This is a genomic window from Empedobacter sp. UBA6745, assembly GCF_002453775.1.
Taxonomy (GTDB): domain Bacteria; phylum Bacteroidota; class Bacteroidia; order Flavobacteriales; family Weeksellaceae; genus Empedobacter; species Empedobacter falsenii_C.
Map to the genome: position 1 here is coordinate 1 of NZ_DKHL01000011.1, position 18,205 is coordinate 18,205.

General features: G+C 29.9%; 15 protein-coding genes. 5 read left to right on the forward strand and 10 right to left on the reverse strand.

Annotated elements, in window-relative coordinates; all coding sequences use genetic code 11:
- Window positions 1–44 precede the first annotated feature (44 nt).
- The 4 genes from B4H69_RS04435 (at window position 45) to B4H69_RS04450 (ending at window position 6,544) form a co-directional block, all read left to right on the forward strand.
- The gene (locus B4H69_RS04435; protein WP_422653363.1) at window positions 45–362 is read left to right on the forward strand and encodes a TonB-dependent receptor plug domain-containing protein; all 318 of its coding nucleotides are present in this window, start codon (window positions 45–47) and stop codon (window positions 360–362) included.
- On the forward strand, window positions 340–2,556 hold the full coding sequence (locus tag B4H69_RS04440; RefSeq protein ID WP_291092875.1) for a SusC/RagA family TonB-linked outer membrane protein: 2,217 nt from the start codon (window positions 340–342) through the stop codon (window positions 2,554–2,556). Before B4H69_RS04435 ends, B4H69_RS04440 begins: the two co-directional genes overlap by 23 nt.
- 10 nt (window positions 2,557–2,566) lie before the next feature.
- Window positions 2,567–3,955, forward strand: coding sequence for a RagB/SusD family nutrient uptake outer membrane protein (locus B4H69_RS04445; protein ID WP_280046341.1), 1,389 nt, complete (start codon window positions 2,567–2,569; stop codon window positions 3,953–3,955).
- Window positions 3,956–4,018: 63 nt separating this feature from the next.
- On the forward strand, window positions 4,019–6,544 hold the full coding sequence (locus B4H69_RS04450) for a S9 family peptidase (RefSeq protein WP_180906553.1): 2,526 nt from the start codon (window positions 4,019–4,021) through the stop codon (window positions 6,542–6,544).
- Window positions 6,545–6,592: 48 nt separating this feature from the next.
- On the opposite strand, the gene B4H69_RS04455 is transcribed toward B4H69_RS04450, so the two are convergent.
- The 3 genes from B4H69_RS04455 to B4H69_RS04465 all read right to left on the reverse strand — a co-directional run bounded on the left by B4H69_RS04455 (window position 6,593) and on the right by B4H69_RS04465 (window position 8,657).
- A complete protein-coding gene (locus B4H69_RS04455) occupies window positions 6,593–6,877 on the reverse strand; it encodes a DUF6520 family protein (protein WP_291092878.1) in 285 nt (94 codons plus the stop codon).
- Window positions 6,878–6,949: 72 nt separating this feature from the next.
- Window positions 6,950–8,395: a MauE/DoxX family redox-associated membrane protein gene (locus B4H69_RS04460; protein WP_180906551.1), complete on the reverse strand. Its 1,446-nt coding sequence runs from the start codon at window positions 8,393–8,395 to the stop codon at window positions 6,950–6,952.
- A 28-nt stretch (window positions 8,396–8,423) separates the two neighbouring features.
- Complete coding sequence (locus B4H69_RS04465; RefSeq protein WP_180906550.1) at window positions 8,424–8,657, reverse strand: hypothetical protein; 234 nt, start codon at window positions 8,655–8,657, stop codon at window positions 8,424–8,426.
- Between the two features lie 356 nt (window positions 8,658–9,013).
- On the opposite strand from B4H69_RS04465, the gene B4H69_RS04470 reads away from it, so the two are divergent.
- Complete coding sequence (locus B4H69_RS04470) at window positions 9,014–10,651, forward strand: helix-turn-helix domain-containing protein (RefSeq protein WP_180906549.1); 1,638 nt, start codon at window positions 9,014–9,016, stop codon at window positions 10,649–10,651.
- A 26-nt stretch (window positions 10,652–10,677) separates the two neighbouring features.
- On the opposite strand, the gene B4H69_RS04475 is transcribed toward B4H69_RS04470, so the two are convergent.
- From B4H69_RS04475 to B4H69_RS04505, 7 genes are all read right to left on the reverse strand, one after another.
- On the reverse strand, window positions 10,678–12,054 hold the full coding sequence (locus B4H69_RS04475; protein ID WP_280046340.1) for a DNA topoisomerase: 1,377 nt from the start codon (window positions 12,052–12,054) through the stop codon (window positions 10,678–10,680).
- 16 nt (window positions 12,055–12,070) lie between these two features.
- Window positions 12,071–13,504 (reverse strand): DUF3945 domain-containing protein, encoded by a 1,434-nt coding sequence (locus B4H69_RS04480; protein ID WP_180906547.1) that lies wholly within the window; start codon window positions 13,502–13,504, stop codon window positions 12,071–12,073.
- 82 nt (window positions 13,505–13,586) lie between these two features.
- Entirely contained in the window at window positions 13,587–13,895 is a 309-nt protein-coding gene (locus B4H69_RS04485) for a helix-turn-helix domain-containing protein (RefSeq protein WP_180906546.1), read from the reverse strand.
- A 204-nt stretch (window positions 13,896–14,099) separates the two neighbouring features.
- A complete protein-coding gene (locus tag B4H69_RS04490) occupies window positions 14,100–14,951 on the reverse strand; it encodes an RteC domain-containing protein (RefSeq protein WP_291092883.1) in 852 nt (283 codons plus the stop codon).
- Between the two features lie 263 nt (window positions 14,952–15,214).
- A complete protein-coding gene (locus B4H69_RS04495; protein WP_291092885.1) occupies window positions 15,215–15,958 on the reverse strand; it encodes a hypothetical protein in 744 nt (247 codons plus the stop codon).
- Window positions 15,959–15,971: 13 nt separating this feature from the next.
- Window positions 15,972–16,790, reverse strand: coding sequence for a hypothetical protein (locus tag B4H69_RS04500; RefSeq protein WP_291092887.1), 819 nt, complete (start codon window positions 16,788–16,790; stop codon window positions 15,972–15,974).
- A gap of 6 nt (window positions 16,791–16,796) precedes the next feature.
- A complete protein-coding gene (locus B4H69_RS04505) occupies window positions 16,797–17,576 on the reverse strand; it encodes a hypothetical protein (protein WP_291092889.1) in 780 nt (259 codons plus the stop codon).
- Window positions 17,577–18,205: the final 629 nt, after the last annotated feature.

Here is an 18,205-nt window from a genome sequence, read left to right on the forward strand (position 1 = left end):
GGTCTATTGCTCGTGTAACAGCTAAGGAAATAGAGAATCAGCCCGTGAATTCTGTTTTAGATGCTTTGCAAGGTCGTGTTCCTGGTTTAGAGATTACACCAACTTCTGGAGTGGCTGGTGGCGGTTATACCATTCGGATAAGAGGCCAAAATAGTATTGCTGCGGGGAATAACCCTCTATTTATAGTAGATGGTGTTCCATTTGATACCAATTCGATGGGAGATAACGCAACAAGTGGAGGAATACTCATGTATTCGTCTATAAATCCTTTAAATTATATCGATCCACAATCTATAGAATCTATCGAAGTTTTGAAAGATGCTGATGCTACTGCTATTTATGGNNAAAGGAAAAGCAACTAAAACAAGTATTTCTATAGATGCTTCTACCACTATTATTAACCCTACTAAGTTTCCTAAACTACTTAATACAGAACAATATCTAGAAATAAGGAAAAAAGCCTTTGCAAATGATGGTGTAACGACATATCCTACGACAGCCTATGACATAAATGGAACATGGGATCTGACCAGATATACAGATTGGCAAAAACTACTTATTGGAAATACAGCTTTCAATCACACCATTCGTACGTCTATAAATGGTGGGAATGAGCAAACTAATTTTATGATAGGTGCCAATGTAATGAAAGAGTCTTCTGTTTTCTATGGTAATTATGCGTACAATAAATTCAGCTTTTTTTCGACACTAAACCATAAAACAGCGAATAACAAACTAATATTGCAATGGACAACTAATTATGGACAGGATAATAACTATTTACCTGTACAAGATTTGACAAGAATTGCAAGAACACTTGTTCCAAATGCTCCGCGGTTGTTTAATGAAGATGGTAGCTTAAACTGGGAAAACAATACTTGGACAAATCCACTTGCGGCACTGAATGCTAGTTACCGCAATAATACGCGTAATCTAAATACAAATCTAAATACAAGTTATCTGTTGATGGATAATATTGTTTTACGATCTAATGTAGGATACAATCGATCAGATTTGGATGATGCTCAACTTAATCCACATACCATTCGCAATCCTTCTTTTGGTGCTACAAGTCAACAATCTAACATAACTAAAAATTCTGGGCAACATGAAGGGTGGTTAATAGAACCCCAATTGGATGCTAATTTTAATTTAACTGCTTCGAGTAAACTAAGTGTATTAATTGGTGGGACTTTGAATAGCCAAACAACAACTAAGTTGGTGATTATGGCAAGTGGTTTTACAGACAACCAGTTAATGAATGTATTAAGCGCTGCTAAAAATGTGACGATATACAAGGATACTGAAGAGCAGTATAAATATGCAGCTCTGTATGGAAGAGTAAATTATAATCTGCACGAAAAATACTTTTTCAACTTAACGGGACGACGAGATGGATCGAGCCGATTTGGTCCTAATCATCGTTTTGCAAATTTTGGTGCAGTTGGTGCTGCTTGGCTTTTTTCTAAAGAAAGTTTTCTACGTGAGGTATCATGGTTGAGTTTTGGGAAATTGAGAGGAAGCTATGGGGTAACAGGAAATGATCAAATTGGAGATTATCAATACCTAAACACCTATAACATCAGTCAGAATGGGTATGATGGGAATATACTATTGACAACAGCACGTTTGTATAATCCTGATTTTTCGTGGGAGAAAAATAAAAAGTTGGAATTTGCTTTAGAAACCGCATTCCTAAAAAATAGAATTAACCTAACACTGAATTATTATCAAAACCGATCAAGCAACCAATTGGTTGGCTATAGTTTACCGACTATAACAGGTTTTACCTCTATACAAGCGAATTTGAATGCTGTTGTAGAAAATAAAGGTTGGGAAATGGATTTGCAAGTTGTTCCTATAAAATCTGCTAAATTCAACTGGTCAACTTCTTTTAATCTTACTATTCCTAAAAATAGATTGGTGGCATTTGATGGTTTAGAAAACAGCACCTATGCAAATACATATGTGATTGGAAAATCATTGAACAGCAAGAAAATGTATCATTTTGAAGGCATTAATCCATCTACTGGTTTGTATGAGTTTACAGATTATAATGGTGATGGAAAGATAACCGCCATAGAAGATAAACAACAAGTTGTATCATTAGATCCTTCTTTTTATGGTGGATTCTCCAATTCTGTTTCGTATGAAAACTTTAATATCGAGCTCTTTTTTCAATTTGTCAAGAAAAAAGGATTTAATGAATTCTATAGCTATGCTATGCCAGGTACAATGAGTAATCAGCCTTTTTCTGTGGTAAATGGGAATTTACAAAATTACTCGAGCGGAGCAAATCAAGCAGCTAGTATTGCCTATTCTAATTACAATAGTAGCGATGCAATGATAACGGATACATCTTTTATTCGGTTAAAAAATGTGTCATTGTCTTATAAACTTCCTCTAAGTAAAAATCAATCCAATCAATATGTGATTTATGCTCAAGGTCAGAACTTATGGACATGGAGTAAGTATAAATATGGTGATCCTGAACAAAACACGGGGTACCTACCTTCTTTGAGAAGAATTTCGATAGGGTTTAAAGCTAATTTTTAATGACACAATTATGAAAAAATATCAAAACATAGTAAGCTATTCTTTGTTCGTTTTCCTAATAGGAAATACGATAATAAGTTGTGAGAATTTTGTGGAATTGGATTCTCCAAAAGGACAATTGAACCAAACAGATGTATTTGAAACAAACCAAACAGCGCAAGCCGCCGTTACCACTTTATATGCACTTTTACGTGATAACAGCTTAATTGCTGGTAATTTATCTAGTGCTGGTTTTTACATGGGAATATATTCAGACGAGTTGGATAGTTATGCTACTGCTAATAGCGGTACGGATTTATTTTACAAACATCAAATTATCTCTACAAATGATGGTGTTAAAGGGATTTGGACAAATTCCTATAAAGTAATATACGAATGCAATGCGGTAATAGAAGGAGTAGAAAAATCAAAAGGATTGACCAATGAGCAAAAGAGACAATACAAAGCGGAAGCTGTATTTATTCGCTCGTTAACCTATTTCTATTTAACCAATTTATTTGGAGATATTCCATTTATTACGACAACAGATTATATGATTAATCAGAAAAGTTCAAAAACAAATCATCAAAATATACTTCTTAAAATCGAAGAAGATCTTATTGAATCTAAACAACAATTAGGTGAGCTTACATCGGTTACAAGTAACCTTAGGGCGAACAAATATAATGTTACAGCATTATTAGCACGTCTATACATCTACCAAGAGAAATGGGAAAAAGCTGAAAGCGAATCAACTGAATTGATCAATTCTGGAAAATTCCAGTTAGAGAGTGATTTGAATAAAGAGTTTTTGAAAGAAAGTAGTTCTACACTATTTCAATTAAAAGCTAAAGTAGAAGGTGGAAATTCTAATGAAGGTGGTATTTACATTTTTGAAGCTGGTCCTCCTCCTAATGCATCTTTATCCCCTCACCTATTTGAATCTTTTGAGCCAACTGATTTGAGAAAACAACAATGGACAAAACAAATTACTACTAATGGGAAAAATTGGGTAATGCCCTTCAAATACAAAGAGAAGTATGCGACAACAACAAGTAAAGAATATACCATAGTTTTTAGACTTGCTGAACAGATTTTAATTCGAGCTGAAGCACGATTGAGATTAGGCAACTTGAATGGATCAAAAGAGGATATAAATAGTATTCGAAAAAGAGCTGGATTAACGCCTATCACAACTTCATCTTCTCAAGATATTTTTGAAGCTATTGTAACGGAACGTCAACATGAATTATTTACAGAACATGGCCATCGTTGGTTTGATTTGAAACGATGGAAATTGGCAGATCAAGTCTTAAGTCCGATAAAAGCAAATTGGAAAGCAACTGATGTATTATTACCAATTCCGGAAGCTGAACTCTTAATTAATCCAAATTTGTTACCACAAAACCAAGGCTATTAAGAAGTTGTAGTATACAATACAACATCATAAAAGCCATTCATACAAACATCGCAATTAGTACCAATGGAAAAAATAAGTAAAATAATATTCCTCATCCTGTTGGGATTTATTCTCTCGACCTACAACGTCTTTGGTCAAGAGATAAATAAGAAAAAATATACACATGATTTAGACAGTATATGGTCTACTAATACAACAATTCGTAATATAAGTGCTAACGGAAATTGGATTGAAACCTCTGAATCATTTTTAGGTAAGAATATCATTCGATTATTTCATCCTTCAACCTCAAATGTAATAGAAAGAGAAAATACAAAAAAGAGTTTATTTTCTAATAACGAACATTTTGCAATACTTTTAAGTGAAAACAAACTTGAAATAATCAATTTAAGAAATTCGAAAAGCGTTCTTGTGTTGAATAAACCAATTCGAAAAGTAGAATTTGACGCAACAAATCAACAGCTTGCCTATTTAACAACTGATGATGTTTTGATGTTATTCGATACCAAAACAGAAAATTACGTTACAAAGCATAATGTTTCCAGCTTTAGTTGGAGCCCTACTTCATCTACCTTGGCAATTCTTTCTAAGGATGGAAAAACAGTCAGTTTTTATACCTCAAAATTAGAGGCTATTGATCAGCTATCAAGTGACACAGGTACATACATTTTTAATGATCGATCTCCTCTAAATAATTGGAGTAAAAATGGACAGTATTTTTCATTTCTTGAAAAAGAAAATGAAAAGAGAAAAATAGTTCGTTATGCATTCCAAACAAAAAGGGTGAATTTGATCAATGTAGAAAATTGGTTGAAAATAAATCCTTCTTATCATTTTATGGATGAATCTATTCGTGTATTAGCGGATGGAAAGTATATTGAATTTCAACTAAATGAAAAAAGTACCGAAGATTCTTTAAAAGGAATTGAGAAGTGGTCTACCAACGATACGTGGGATTATCTTAAAGATAAAAGAATAAAAATACAGGATGCGTATAAACGATTAATTTGGTCTGTAGGTGAGCACAATACTGTTATGGAAATAAAAGGAAAACAATTTTCTCTTGATAATCATGTCCCTTTTGCTTTGACATTTGATAGAAAACAGTATGAACCACAATATAGATATTTTGAGATTGCAGATGTTTATTTAAATGATTATCAATCAAAAAAATCATATAAAATAATTGATAGTCTCTATACCAATCCTAATTTTATTTCTGTTTCACCAAATGGGGAGTACATTGCTTATTTTAAAATGAACCATTGGAATTTGTATGATGTAAAAAAGCAAACGTATAAGAAACTAACAACAGTTCTTTCTCAAGATTTTTATGATAGAACTAAAGCAGATACTGACAAACCACCTTTTGATCAGCCCTATTGGTCAGAGGATGGTAAATCTATTCTACTAACCTCAACCTATGATTTGTGGCAATTTAGTATAGATAAAAATGAAGTAAAGCAAATCACCTTTGGAGAACAAAAAGAAGAGTATAATCGTTTGGCATCTATTAATTTAACGAACTCATCAAATCGTAGTATTGACATGAATAAACCACTGATTATTAAACTCCATAAAGATGATCAGTCACATGGAATAGCGATTTTAAAAAAGGGAAAAGTGATACATTCTTTTAGTACGGATGCCGAAATCAATCAAATTTACAGTGATAGCAACAAAAATAAATTGTATTATAGAAAAGCAAAATACAATGAATCACCTTCAATTCATGAACTTTCCACTAATCATACAACGCGTCTTGTTTACCAAAGTAACTCTAAGATAAGTGAATACGACTTAGGTTTTTCTAAAAATATAAACTATACATCTATAAATGGAAACGTGATGAATGGGGCTCTTTTATACCCTTCTCAGTACGATTCAACCAAAACATATCCTATGGTTGTATACATCTACGAAAATATATCGAAAAAAGTAAATGATTTTGTTATTCCTACATTATACTCCAAAGATGGATTTAATATTCTTAATTACATTACAAAAGGGTACTTTGTTTTGTTACCTGATATAGAATATAAAATTGGTAACCCAGGTAGTTCTGCTTTGGTAAGTGTAGAAAATGCAGTAAAAAAAGCAGTTGAACTGTCGACAATTGATCAAAAAAGAATTGGTTTAATAGGACATTCATTTGGTGGATATGAAACAGCCTTTATTGCTACACAGTCAAAATTGTTTAGAACCGCTATTGCTGGGGCTGCTGTGACTGATTTAGTTAGTTTTTACCATGATATTAGTGTTTCATTTTCCACTAATCAATTGTGGAGATTAGAAAGTTTTCAGTTCCGTATGGGAGATAGTTTCTATAATTTAAAAGATCAATATTACAAAAACTCGCCTCTGTATCATGTCGAAAAACTAAAAATACCTTTATTACTTTGGACAGGAAAAAAAGACACCAATATTAATGCTAATCAAAGTACTTATTTATTTATGGCTATGAATCGATTAAGAAAAGAAGGAGAAATGTTATTGTTTGATGATGAAGAACATACTTTAACAAAAAAACAAAATCAAGTTTTTCTATCGAACTCAATTTTAAATTGGTTTGATACGTATTTAAAATAAAAGAACGGAGCATAATGCTCCGTTCCTATTTAAATTAAACTTAAATATTTATTGACGATATAAAGGAATCGTACAAGATGTTTCTGATGAATCTCTCAATTCAAAAACATCTTGTTCATTTCCAATTTCACCAATAGTACATGGTATGCTCCCCGTTAAATTACAATCTACCTTTACTTCATCACAATGATTCGTTGCAGAATTGTAAATATATCCTGTCATAGCTTCTTCTTCACTATTTTGAGAAGTTTTACTTTCAGTGGCAAATGCAAAAGCAACAGCCATCATTCCTACCCCAATTGGTAGCGTTTTTCTTAGAAAATTTGTTTTCATTTTGTATAATTTTAATGTGGTGACTTACTCTTTTGTACAGGTTTTCAGTCTTCCCCTGCGTTGCGCAACGATTTATTTTCTTTTGTTATAGATATAAAGTTCATGATCTACAATTGCAAATATTTTGTTTTTGTAAATGGTAAAATTTCTTAGTTGCTTTTTGGGTGAATGGTAGAGGTAAAAGCTATGGGTATAGGTTTTATTCACCAAATCATATTGATCTATGACACTTGTACCTTCTATTTTTTGTTCGAAATTGCCTAGTCGATCAGTCGATATATAGAGTTGGTTACCATAAATAGAGGCTAATTTGTTTACAAGTAAGGTTTGTGGACCTAGCTTATATTGCTTTGTTTTTTTATAATAGCCTACATCGATCTGAACTTTAGAAATAGTATCAATGGTATTTCCTGTTTTCATTTCAGATAATTCAGCATCAAATTCGAGGTACTGATTTTTGTAGTAATAGACGTAGATAAACTTTTTTAATTGGGAATTCCATAGTAATGTACCATCTGACTCAAATGTACCGTCAAGTTTTTTTTCTAGACTGTTATAGTTAAGTTGAAGTTGATGCTCTGATAACAATCCCAATACATTAGCTTTTACTTTTGTACTATAAGTTGCTATTCCAAACTTAGAAGAATCTGCTACCACAAATTGATTATAATATACATCTCCTTTAGAAATGGTCTTTGCTTTCCAATCATCAATTTTACCTCGAAATAAAATACCAACCGAACCGTCTCCTAAATAAAAATAAGATGTTTGTACTTCAGTAATCACTCTTTTATAAGGCAGGTTATATTGATCAATTTCTAGTTTTATATCCTTTATTTGATTAGCCAGATAATCATACCTTTTAAGAAATAAAGGTGTTTCTGTATTGGCTAAATAGAGATAACAACTATCAATACCTGCTATATAATATCCTGTGGATTCTAAATTGAGAGTAGTTTGTTTTTCTGCTAAATGCGGAATGTATTTACGCGTAAACGCATTGTTATACTGAGATTTCTTTTCTGATAAACCATATAAAATGGTTACACTAACAATTCCAATTAAAATAAGAAAGAATTGTTGAATGATATAGCGTTTCCATATTTGAGAATTGTTTGCTATTCTAATGCCAATTAAAGCTAATCCTACAAAGACACCATTAAAAAACAAATGTTCCGTCCATCCCATCTTTTCTAAAACTCCACCACAAGAACAAGGTGTAAATGCCGTGAAATGTAGAATAATCACAATATAGGTGGTAAACATCACCATCAATAAAAGCGAAAGTTGTAAGGCTAGTTTTCTAAATCGGTCAAACATCAAAAGAAGTGCAACCACCAGTTCTATTATTATAACTCCATACGAAATAGGAATCGCATAACTGGCTAATAAGGGCGATTGTCCTAATTGCGTTTGAAAAGTTTCAAAATCAATCAGTTTGCTTACTGCAGCATAGACAAATAAAACAATAAAAAGGTAGCAGATGAGTGATTGGATAAAAGGAAAATATCTTCTCATCTTGATGTGTTTTTGGGTTTAAAGAATACTACTCCCCTCCTTCTTCAGTACGTTTGATATATGGATCTTTTTCCTTTGGAGGATCAGCTTCATTTACTTCTGTTTCTGAATAAATTGATATACTATCATTTGTTGAAATCGTATCTCTTCTCTGTAAAAGCAAAGTATTTATAGATTCAATTTGTTGTTCCTCTTCTTCAATACAGTTATAGAATAAACAGCTAACAACTACTATAATTAAAAAATAGATTTTTGTTTTCATATGATAAGTTTTAATGTTTGGAGTTTTAAAATTATGTCTTGTAGAAGAGAATTAATGCAAACAAGTACTACAAATACATAAATGGAATAACGGATTTATAAATCCGTTGTTTTTGTAAAATAATTAACTGAATTACAGTATTTTGTAAAATGAATTTTTTTATTTATTTTAAAAAAATTGAATAAAAAATATACTTTTGATAATGACGAATTTATAAATACTTCATTTTGAGCATTTGTTTTACAAAATTTCTTTGTGTAAAAAAGCTATTTTCCGTTATACTCTATTTGTTTAATTTACTAATTTGAAGTATCTTACCAATTATTCTGCTACTGTTTTCATTAAATTTTAAGCTTATGAAAACATATCTACAACTAATAATAGGATTAATATTGTTCAGTTTAAGCATAGAAAATGTTTTCGCAACTGATATTTTGAGTGCTCAAACCAATGAATATCTTGTTCAAAAAATTGATTCCTTTCAATATGATAAAAATAATCCCCAGGTATGGAAGTATCTCAATGCGTATATCTTAAAAGCTAAAATTAGAAAGGATAACGAGACGTTATTTTATGGCTATAAAGAAGGTATTTTTTATTCAAATGATTATTCTAATAAGCTAAAATATGCAGATAGTACGATTGTTACTGCTCAGAAAACACAAAATAATGATTTTGTTATTCAAAGCTACCTTTCGAAGGGATTAATTCATTTTCAATTCAAAAAATTTCAACCAGCTTTAGAAAATTATTTAATTGCTGAAAGGAAATTAAATAACAAATCCTCCGAATATATCTCATATAAAGTAATTTTCAATCTTGCTTTAATAAAATTTCATTTAAAACAATTCAGTGAATCGGATGTATTGTTTCAAAAATGCACCTCCTATTTTGAGAAGAATAGTTCCGATGAAAATCATCATGCTTATTTTTTGAATTCAATTTATTACAGAACTCAAGTTCTTCAATTTCAACAAAAATATAAATTAGCAAGTCAACTTAATCGACAAGGCTTGAGATTGAGTCAACAAAAAGAAAATACATATTTCATTCATTACTTTTGGATTTCTACAGCAATTGATTACTATTTCAATAAAAATTATGAAAAAGCAATCTACATATTAACTAAAGAAATTCATTATGTAAATAAACAAGAGGATTTTTATACATTAAGCAAAGCATATTTCTATCTTGGAAAATCATATGAGAAATTAAATCAATTTGAAAAATCCATTGAATATTTTGAAAAAATAGATCAACTTTTTAATCAATATGAATTTTTGGACAGTGAAGTTCGCCCTGCATATAAGGGTTTAATAGATAATTCTGCAAATAAAAATGATTTTCAAAATGAGCTTTATTATATCAATCAATTGCTTAAATTAGATAGTCTTACTCAACGAAATATCGTAAAAATAACTCCAATAATTCAAAAAGAATATGATGAAAAAGAATTATTGAAATTAAAGAAAAATGTAGAATACAAACTTCTTTTATATCCAGTTTTAAATGGAGTAATGATTTTAGTAAGTTCAATTATGGCTTTTTGGATTTATAAACGCCTTATTAAGAAAACTTCTATAAAGAAAAAGATATCTGTTCCGCAACCAATAATAGATATTCCACCAGAAGTTGTACTGGATATTACAAGACAATTAGACGAATTTGAAGCCAATCAACTTTTTCTAGAACCTACTTTAACATTAGCACAATTATGCAGATCATTCAAAACTAATTCGGCTTATCTATCAAGGATTATTAATTCACAAAAAGGAACAAATTTTTCAAATTATATCAATCAACTTAAAGTGAATTATATTCTGAACCTTCTTAATAATTCAAAGAAATTTCATCAACATTCTCTTAGAGATTTGGCTGAATTAGGAGGATTTTCTTCTGCTAGGCATTTTTCTGATGCTTTTTTTCAAGTAACTTCGTTACGTCCTTATGAATACATTAAACAATTGAAAAATCAATTGAACAACAATAATTAGAATTATAGTAGGAATTAAAATAATTGTTATTTCTTCTGTTCTATTACAAAAGAACTTTCACCTTGTTTGTTGAGTTTGATTATTGCATTAAACTTTTTACCTGATTTGAGTTGAAATCCTTTTATTAAGGTTGTAGCTCCATTATTGATTAAGTTTTCGGTATCTTTTATTGAAAGTTGCACACCGCAAATATTTCTATATTGCATCCAATTACATACTGGTTCTGTACATTTAATCATATTATCATCGATTGCCAATTGAGCTTTTTTACATTTAGGACAGATCAATATTGATAATAAGTTAGATTGTTCAATTTGAATAGGTAAATTATGATGATAAACTGAACCAAATAATTTTAATCCTTTTTCTGTAGGTATTAAGAATCTATTCTCTAATCTAACATAATTATTGATCACTAATTCTTCAATAACTTTTTCGTTTTGCTCATCTTTTCCTAAAGCTTTCATCTCTAATAATAAACTTATGAAATCTAATAATTTTGGAGGTTTTGTTTTCTTTTCGTTTATCGAAAACTGTTTTATTTTTAGTTCATCTCCCAATTTTAATGAGGGTAATTCTGGTAAAATAATTAAATCTCTAGAAAAGTTTCCCTGTATTGATCGCCAGCCACTACCTACAATTCTACAATATTCGGCCTTGAATTCATAGTGTAATATTTCCAAGTTAACTATTACAATTTCTTTTATAGATTCTTGAGATACTGCTTCCAAAAATCGAAATACAATCATATTATAAATGATTTTTTCTTTTACAGATAATGCAGATGGTATTTTATCTGTAATTAATATTCCATGCTGATCTTTTGCCTTTTCATCATTTACAATCCTTTTATTTAGGCTACCTTTCCTAAGTTCATTTGTAATATTTTTATAGTTTTCTCTTTCATTTAAAGCATGGATGAGTTTTGGAACAATAGTCCAAAATTGATTGTTAATAAACGCACTCTCTGTTTGAGGATTTGTAATAAATTGGTTTTCGTAAAGTTTCTCGGTAATTCTTGACGTTTCCTCAAAAGATATATTATATTTTGAATATACTTCATATTGTAAATCAATACGATTAAATAATAAAGGTGGTTCTTCTATACAATTTCCTATCTTAATATCAATCACTTCAGCTTTTCCTATTCGATGGATTGTTTTTAATACAGGTTTTATTTGCTTTTCATCTTCAAGGTTTAATTGGCTTTTAAATTGAATAAAAGATTTGGTATGCAACAACTCTAACACATAAATATTTTTTTCTTTACAATTAACCTGTTCCAAGTATCGTTGACAAATAAGCGTCAAAGCTGAAATGAAAACTTCTCTCTCTACTTTAACGCTATTTTCAGAGTTAATTTCATCTTTTACAATAGTTTGATTTTTCAACTCTTTTTTCATAATAAATTTCTTTATATTATACTTTTCGACTCTTCGATTTAGTAGTCTTTGGAAGGCTTTCTGTAAAATTTTTTGCCTGTTTCTCTTTAGGCGATTGTTGTTTAGATTCCAAAGGTTTATTAATTTGTTTTGTTGATTCATTCGTTTTTCCTTCAGAATTTACAGCAACTTGCGTTTTATGTTCTTCATTTGGTTGTGCAGCCTCTTTTAATTGATTTGGAAATATAAATTGAGTTTTTCCTAATTCTTTGTTGAAAGAAATGTAGCCTTGATAAGTCTGTCCTTTTTTATCTATTAAACCATCTATAAAGACTGTTTTTCCATCTTTAAGTTCATTATATTGTTGTTCTGAAAGTTCTTTATTTCTAAAAATTTTAGGCGCTTCAAAATTCTTAAATTCTTCTCGATTTGATTTTATATTTTGTACCTTATTAATCTTATTATCAAATTGAAACTCTACATAGCGCTTATCTGCATTAAATTGAACATTTGCTGAAAATTCTGTTCCTTTAATAGAAGTCATACCTTCTAAATACAACGATTTCCCTTCTTTTAAGGTTTGTTTTTGTTCTTCATTTAATAGAACTCCTTTTATTTCATCTGGAATTTTAATGAATTCAGTTTTTAAGGCAATCAATTCATTTGTTAATTGATCTACACTGATAATGGAAGGAATTTTCTCTCCTGTTTTGGTGTTCGTTAAATCGACAACTCTTCCCATATTTCCAGTACTCAAAAGGTTTTTCTTATCTTCATCTGTAAATTGATGTCCAAAAAATTCATAGTTTAAATTGGGTTCTTTTCGGATACCATGTAAAGCGGGTACAACTTTATCATCTACTTGTTGTAACGACAATCTAACATCTGTTCTGAGTATTGCTGAACCAAAATTGATGCTGATTGGGATAAGCTGATTGGTTTTATATCCTTTCAATAATGGATCTAATTGATTTAATTTTTCTAATCGTTCTTGACTTAATCCTAAATTTTTCATTGTATCCCAATCAATTTGGACTGGATCAAAACGATAGTCTGTTTTTTCTGTTTCCATTTTATCTTCGTTTTTTGATTTTTTTTGTTGATGTGTGTCTGGGTTAATTTTATATTGTTCGAGACTTTGCTCATTTTCAGGTTGTGGAGATTTATAGTGATTTTGAATCTCTTTTGCCTTATCAACTGCTAATGAATCTGGTACTTTGAAAAAAAGGAAATTAGTTGGATCCTTTAGTTGGCTATAAAAGTTTGAAAAGAAGTTCGATAAAAAATTACCATGTTTATCAATTCTTAGAAATTGATTTTCATTCTTTTTCGTTGGATCTACAGTTTCCATTTCTCCTTTCTCATTAAGACTTTTTACTGCTTGAATTTTCATTTTATCCTTATCCAAAACCAATAGGATATCTGAGATTTGTGCTGATTGCTCTACGTTTTCTGTTGAATTATCACTCATTTTATCTGATTTTTAAATTTATAATCGAAAATAAAAGATTGATAAAAACAAGTTTTGATCTGACAGCTATTGGTAATGATTGTCATTCATTGGCTTTTCTTTTTGAAGCAGAAGAATTAAAACTATTTCGAATAAATGCATGTACATCTGATAATTTGTAATATAATTTTCCACTGATGGTATAATAAGGAAGCCGCCCATCTGAGCGATATCGCTGTAAGGAACGATTACTAATCTTCAACATTTGTAAAACGTCCTGATTATCCAATAATTCTTCGCCATCTACTGAAGTTTTATTTTTGTGAAAATCATTCATATTTTCTCCCAATAAATCAAGACGATTCATTAGACGTTCCATCCACGCTAAAAATTCCATTCGGTCAATATTCATATCAAAAAACTTTAAGATTAATAAATTTTGATACAAAAATTCAATATAATAAAAGCTTTGAAAGCCAAGTAATGCCAATTGGCAAGAGAGTTTATTTTAGATAGAAGAGCAAAATATGCTGATTGATAGTAGAAAACTTTATTTAAATTGAGTTATAAATCAATTATTAAAAGGTTTACCAATTGGCATAAATGGGTATTGAATTTATATTTCTCTATCCATGTATTCTTCTAATGAGAGTTTGAGATAATCTAAGAAAATAGTACGCGAACCGCTTCTTGATTTCATGCGATGAAAGGAATGGTGAACATCACCCACTGGAATTTTAAATAAAATTTGAAAAACTAGACTTAATTTTCTAATTCCAATTTTACCATGAGAAATTGCTCCAGATGCGTAAAGTGCATAAATTAATTCGATAAGCGCATTTTTACTATCTGTCCAGGATAAATCTTTCTGTGAATTTTCAGATTTTAATACTCCATTTTCCGAATCTTCATCTAGATTGATTTTGGTTATGAGGTATGAATATAAGAGTTCGGAGGATATAATTCGCGCAATTTTATAGTCGTAAAAAGTGGAAAACTCAGGATCAATTTCAAATACTATGCTATTGAGCCCTTCATGAAAATTAATATTTCCTCTCTTAAAATAGGTTTCATCTCGGTCTTTTCTACCTGAGCGATAGTACCTGTAAAAATCAGAACTACATATATGTTCCATAAATTCACGTTTGAGATTTACCAATTGCTTAGAAAAAAAATTGTAATACATTTTACCTTCTTGAAAAGGACAGTTCGTTTCAATTCGGTAAATTTTATTGTAATAAATTAATTTACCCAAAATTTGAGGTTTAATTTTCTTAAAAAAGTATATTTCTTCTTCTTGATTGTTAAATCCTTTTTTTGATGAAGTGCTCCTTACTTCATACAATAAATTCTGTAAAAACGTAATCATTTGATATGAAGCATCAATTGCATTTCCAGTTAATAAATCTACTTTTTTTTCTTCATTCTGTATTTGATCCAATACTTTGAAGTAAAAACTTTGTTCCATAAAACAATACTTTAGTGTTAAGTTTACAATTTATATTATGTTTATCAGTAAACTATTATTGTTTTAACTAATACTTTTTAGTATTTTATAGGAAATATAGATGCTATTATTTAAACAATAGCATCCTTTAGATTTGTATTAATCTTATTAGCTATATTTATTTTTGATATTTATTAGATTAATATTGATAGATATTTATATAAAAAAACACTTCTAAAAAATCTAGAAGTGTTTTAAAATAATACCTGAATAAATATTTTAAATTATGGCTTTTCTAAAACTAAAATAACCGAAGAAGTCTTTGCCATTTCGTTATTCAGATTGGTTGTAATAATAGGCTTCCCAATATTTAAAGTTGTACCTATTGGTATATTTCTTTCAGCACATGCAAATTTTATTGTATGCTCACCAAGACCCATATTTAAAAGTGTTGCATTCAAATTTAATGTTCTATAATTACCTGCCCCCGTATTTACAGTACCTAATCGAACAAAATCTAATTTATCGTCTAAATATATACCACAAGCAAAACTACTATTCTGATTATCTGTTTGTACCAATGTTTGCACAGAAACCGTCACCAAATTAACTGATTTCACAATTTTAATTTTTTGATTTAAATCCGAAAGCTCTTTCCAATGTGAAGCCATTGCTTGTCCTTTATTATAAGCTACAGCAAACTCACTTGACTTATCTTGTCCAGGAAAACTTACGCCATTAATGGTTGAATTTACATATGATCCTGTTAAAACCATTCCTTCCAAAAAACCCTCAGGTAAATCAAAATTCTTCCAAAAATTGTTATTTAATGCATTTCCGGAAATTAAATCGCCTTGTTTACCAGCAGCACCAATTTTTGCATCTGTTCCGTTGAGTCTGATTTCTTTGGATACATTAGTTGTTCCATTTATATCCAAATCAGTATGAGGTTTAGTCGTCCCAACTCCTATTTGGGAAAATAAATTTGGACTAATTGCTACTAAAAAGATAAATATCTTATTTTTCATAATTGGTTAATTGTTAGTTATAAACAGGTTCGTTGTTATTAGGATCTGGTATTTCTAGTACTTCTATTCTTAACGTTGACTGCGCCATAAAATCGTTAATATTTGTATATACCGCCTTTCCTATTCCAAAAGTATTTGTGAATCCACCTATAGAAGCTCTTCTTTTACAAGCTACTTTTGCTGTATACTCTTTTTTAGGTAGGTTCTCGGCGGAACCAAGTAAAGTAAATGTATAAAAAGGTCCTACAGAAGTAGTTGGTTGATTTAATGTAAATGTTCTTACTCCTTTTAATTGATCGTCTACAAATACACCACACGCAAAGTCTACACCTTGGTTCCTTCCATTTGAGTTGATATGAACCACCGTTTCAAAAACTAACCCAATTTTATTAACAGAATTATTTACCTTAAATGTTTTCCTTAAGTCTGTAATTTCTCCTCCACTGCCATCTCCTGCTAAAAAAGTAGATAAAGACATATTTTTTGTATACAATGCTCTATTTGTTGCTCCGCTAGTGAGTGTTAATCCCTTTTCAGTACTAGATGCTTCATAGTTTATAAGATAATATGTTTCAGGTTTGAACTCAGGTCGTCTCAAAACTTTCCACGTCGGAGATTGGTTTGCTCCTTGAGATACTAATACCGATCCTACTTCTCCTAATTTTCCAATAGTCGTTTCATCTCCTCCCAAATAGATTTTACTTCTAATCCCTAAATCTCCCTGAACATCTAAAGTCGTTCTTGGTGTATTGGTATTGACACCTACTTGAGCAAATAAAGAAGAAGTAATAAATACTAAATTTATTAGCAGTATTTTATTGAATATTTTCATACTTAATTATCTTGTAACTTTTACTAATTCACTCACATCAAATTTCAGTACAGATTGCAACATAAAATTATTGGCAACCGAATTATCTAATCCTTGACCTATTGCTAAACTTACATCAGTACTTGTTGTAGAAGAAATTCGTCTACAACCTACCTTCAGTATATGCTCTCCTGTCGTTAAATTATTTACCGTATAGTTTAGCGTATAAATAGATTGATTATTGGCTCCTTTACGAGGAATTCCGTCAATTTGATCCGCTCTTAATGCGACCAAAACATTATCAATAAAAATACCACACATAAATTTTATGTTTTGATCAGTAACATTTCCTATATTCCCAGATTCAATACCAGTCTGAAACATAATATTGATTTTATTTTTTGGATCGTCTACAGTAAATTTTGTGCTTAAATCAGGTGATAATTCTTTCCAACTAGATGAAGTTGAGACTAATAGTTCTCCTAAAGAACTTGTCAAGATACCATCGTTACTATTGATATCAAATATCAACCCATTCTCACTTGTGTTAATAAAGCTACTTGTGGTTCTATATTCTCCATCTTCATAAAATCCAACTTTGGCATTTTTCCATAATGGAGCACCCCCATCCCCTTGAGAAACAAGAATATCATTGTAATTCCCGGTATTACCATCGGTAGTTTTAGATCCTCCTACCTTAAGTTCTTTTCTAAGCATTATATTTCCATTAACATCAAGAGATGACTGTGGTACCGTTGTACCAATTCCTATTTGAGCAGAAACAAATTTGGAGAGAAATAAAAGCAAAGAAAAAGCTTTTGTTTTTTTCATATTTAAATTTTAATTGGTTGATAAATACCTTAATAAAAGGTTTTCAAAAGTAAAAATGTATATTTATACATAAAATGATAACCATCATATTAGAATATATTTAACATTTTAATGAATACAAAAACATATAGTTGGGCAATAATATATATACTTTTTGCGCATTTATTAAATATTGAGTTATAATTACTCTATTTGAGAAATATGAAGATTTTTTTATATTTAACTATAAATCAACACTTAAACTTTACTTAGTGTTTATATAATCTTATTATAATTAAATATCACTTTAATAAACTTATACTCTATTCAAGATTGTAATTTATCCAAAATCTGTTAATTGATACATTATATCAAAAAGATTTACAAAACTAGAACTTGGTATTTACAATATTTATAACTACATACACAATCATATAGTGAAATAATGGATAATACATTTTAATATCAATAATTTATGTTATATAACTTTCCAATTCAAATATAATAATTATTTTCTATCATTAAAGAAATTTTTAAACTTAATATTACTCTCTATTCGAATAAACAATTGATAACTAAAATTATTGGCTCGGTTTTAGTGTGTGTTTTTTAAACCACACAACTAA

Excerpts from the sequence above, each read along its gene's own strand:
- B4H69_RS04445 (WP_280046341.1), top strand. The coding sequence starts at position 2,567 with ATGAAAAAATATCAAAACATAGTAAGCTATTCTTTGTTCGTTTTCCTA.
- B4H69_RS04450 (WP_180906553.1), top strand. The coding sequence starts at position 4,019 with ATGGAAAAAATAAGTAAAATAATATTCCTCATCCTGTTGGGATTTATT.
- B4H69_RS04455 (WP_291092878.1), bottom strand. The coding sequence starts at position 6,877 with ATGAAAACAAATTTTCTAAGAAAAACGCTACCAATTGGGGTAGGAATG.
- B4H69_RS04460 (WP_180906551.1), bottom strand. The coding sequence starts at position 8,395 with ATGAGAAGATATTTTCCTTTTATCCAATCACTCATCTGCTACCTTTTT.
- B4H69_RS04465 (WP_180906550.1), bottom strand. The coding sequence starts at position 8,657 with ATGAAAACAAAAATCTATTTTTTAATTATAGTAGTTGTTAGCTGTTTA.
- B4H69_RS04470 (WP_180906549.1), top strand. The coding sequence starts at position 9,014 with ATGAAAACATATCTACAACTAATAATAGGATTAATATTGTTCAGTTTA.
- B4H69_RS04475 (WP_280046340.1), bottom strand. The coding sequence starts at position 12,054 with ATGAAAAAAGAGTTGAAAAATCAAACTATTGTAAAAGATGAAATTAAC.
- B4H69_RS04480 (WP_180906547.1), bottom strand. The coding sequence starts at position 13,504 with ATGAGTGATAATTCAACAGAAAACGTAGAGCAATCAGCACAAATCTCA.
- B4H69_RS04485 (WP_180906546.1), bottom strand. The coding sequence starts at position 13,895 with ATGAATATTGACCGAATGGAATTTTTAGCGTGGATGGAACGTCTAATG.
- B4H69_RS04490 (WP_291092883.1), bottom strand. The coding sequence starts at position 14,951 with ATGGAACAAAGTTTTTACTTCAAAGTATTGGATCAAATACAGAATGAA.
- B4H69_RS04495 (WP_291092885.1), bottom strand. The coding sequence starts at position 15,958 with ATGAAAAATAAGATATTTATCTTTTTAGTAGCAATTAGTCCAAATTTA.
- B4H69_RS04500 (WP_291092887.1), bottom strand. The coding sequence starts at position 16,790 with ATGAAAATATTCAATAAAATACTGCTAATAAATTTAGTATTTATTACT.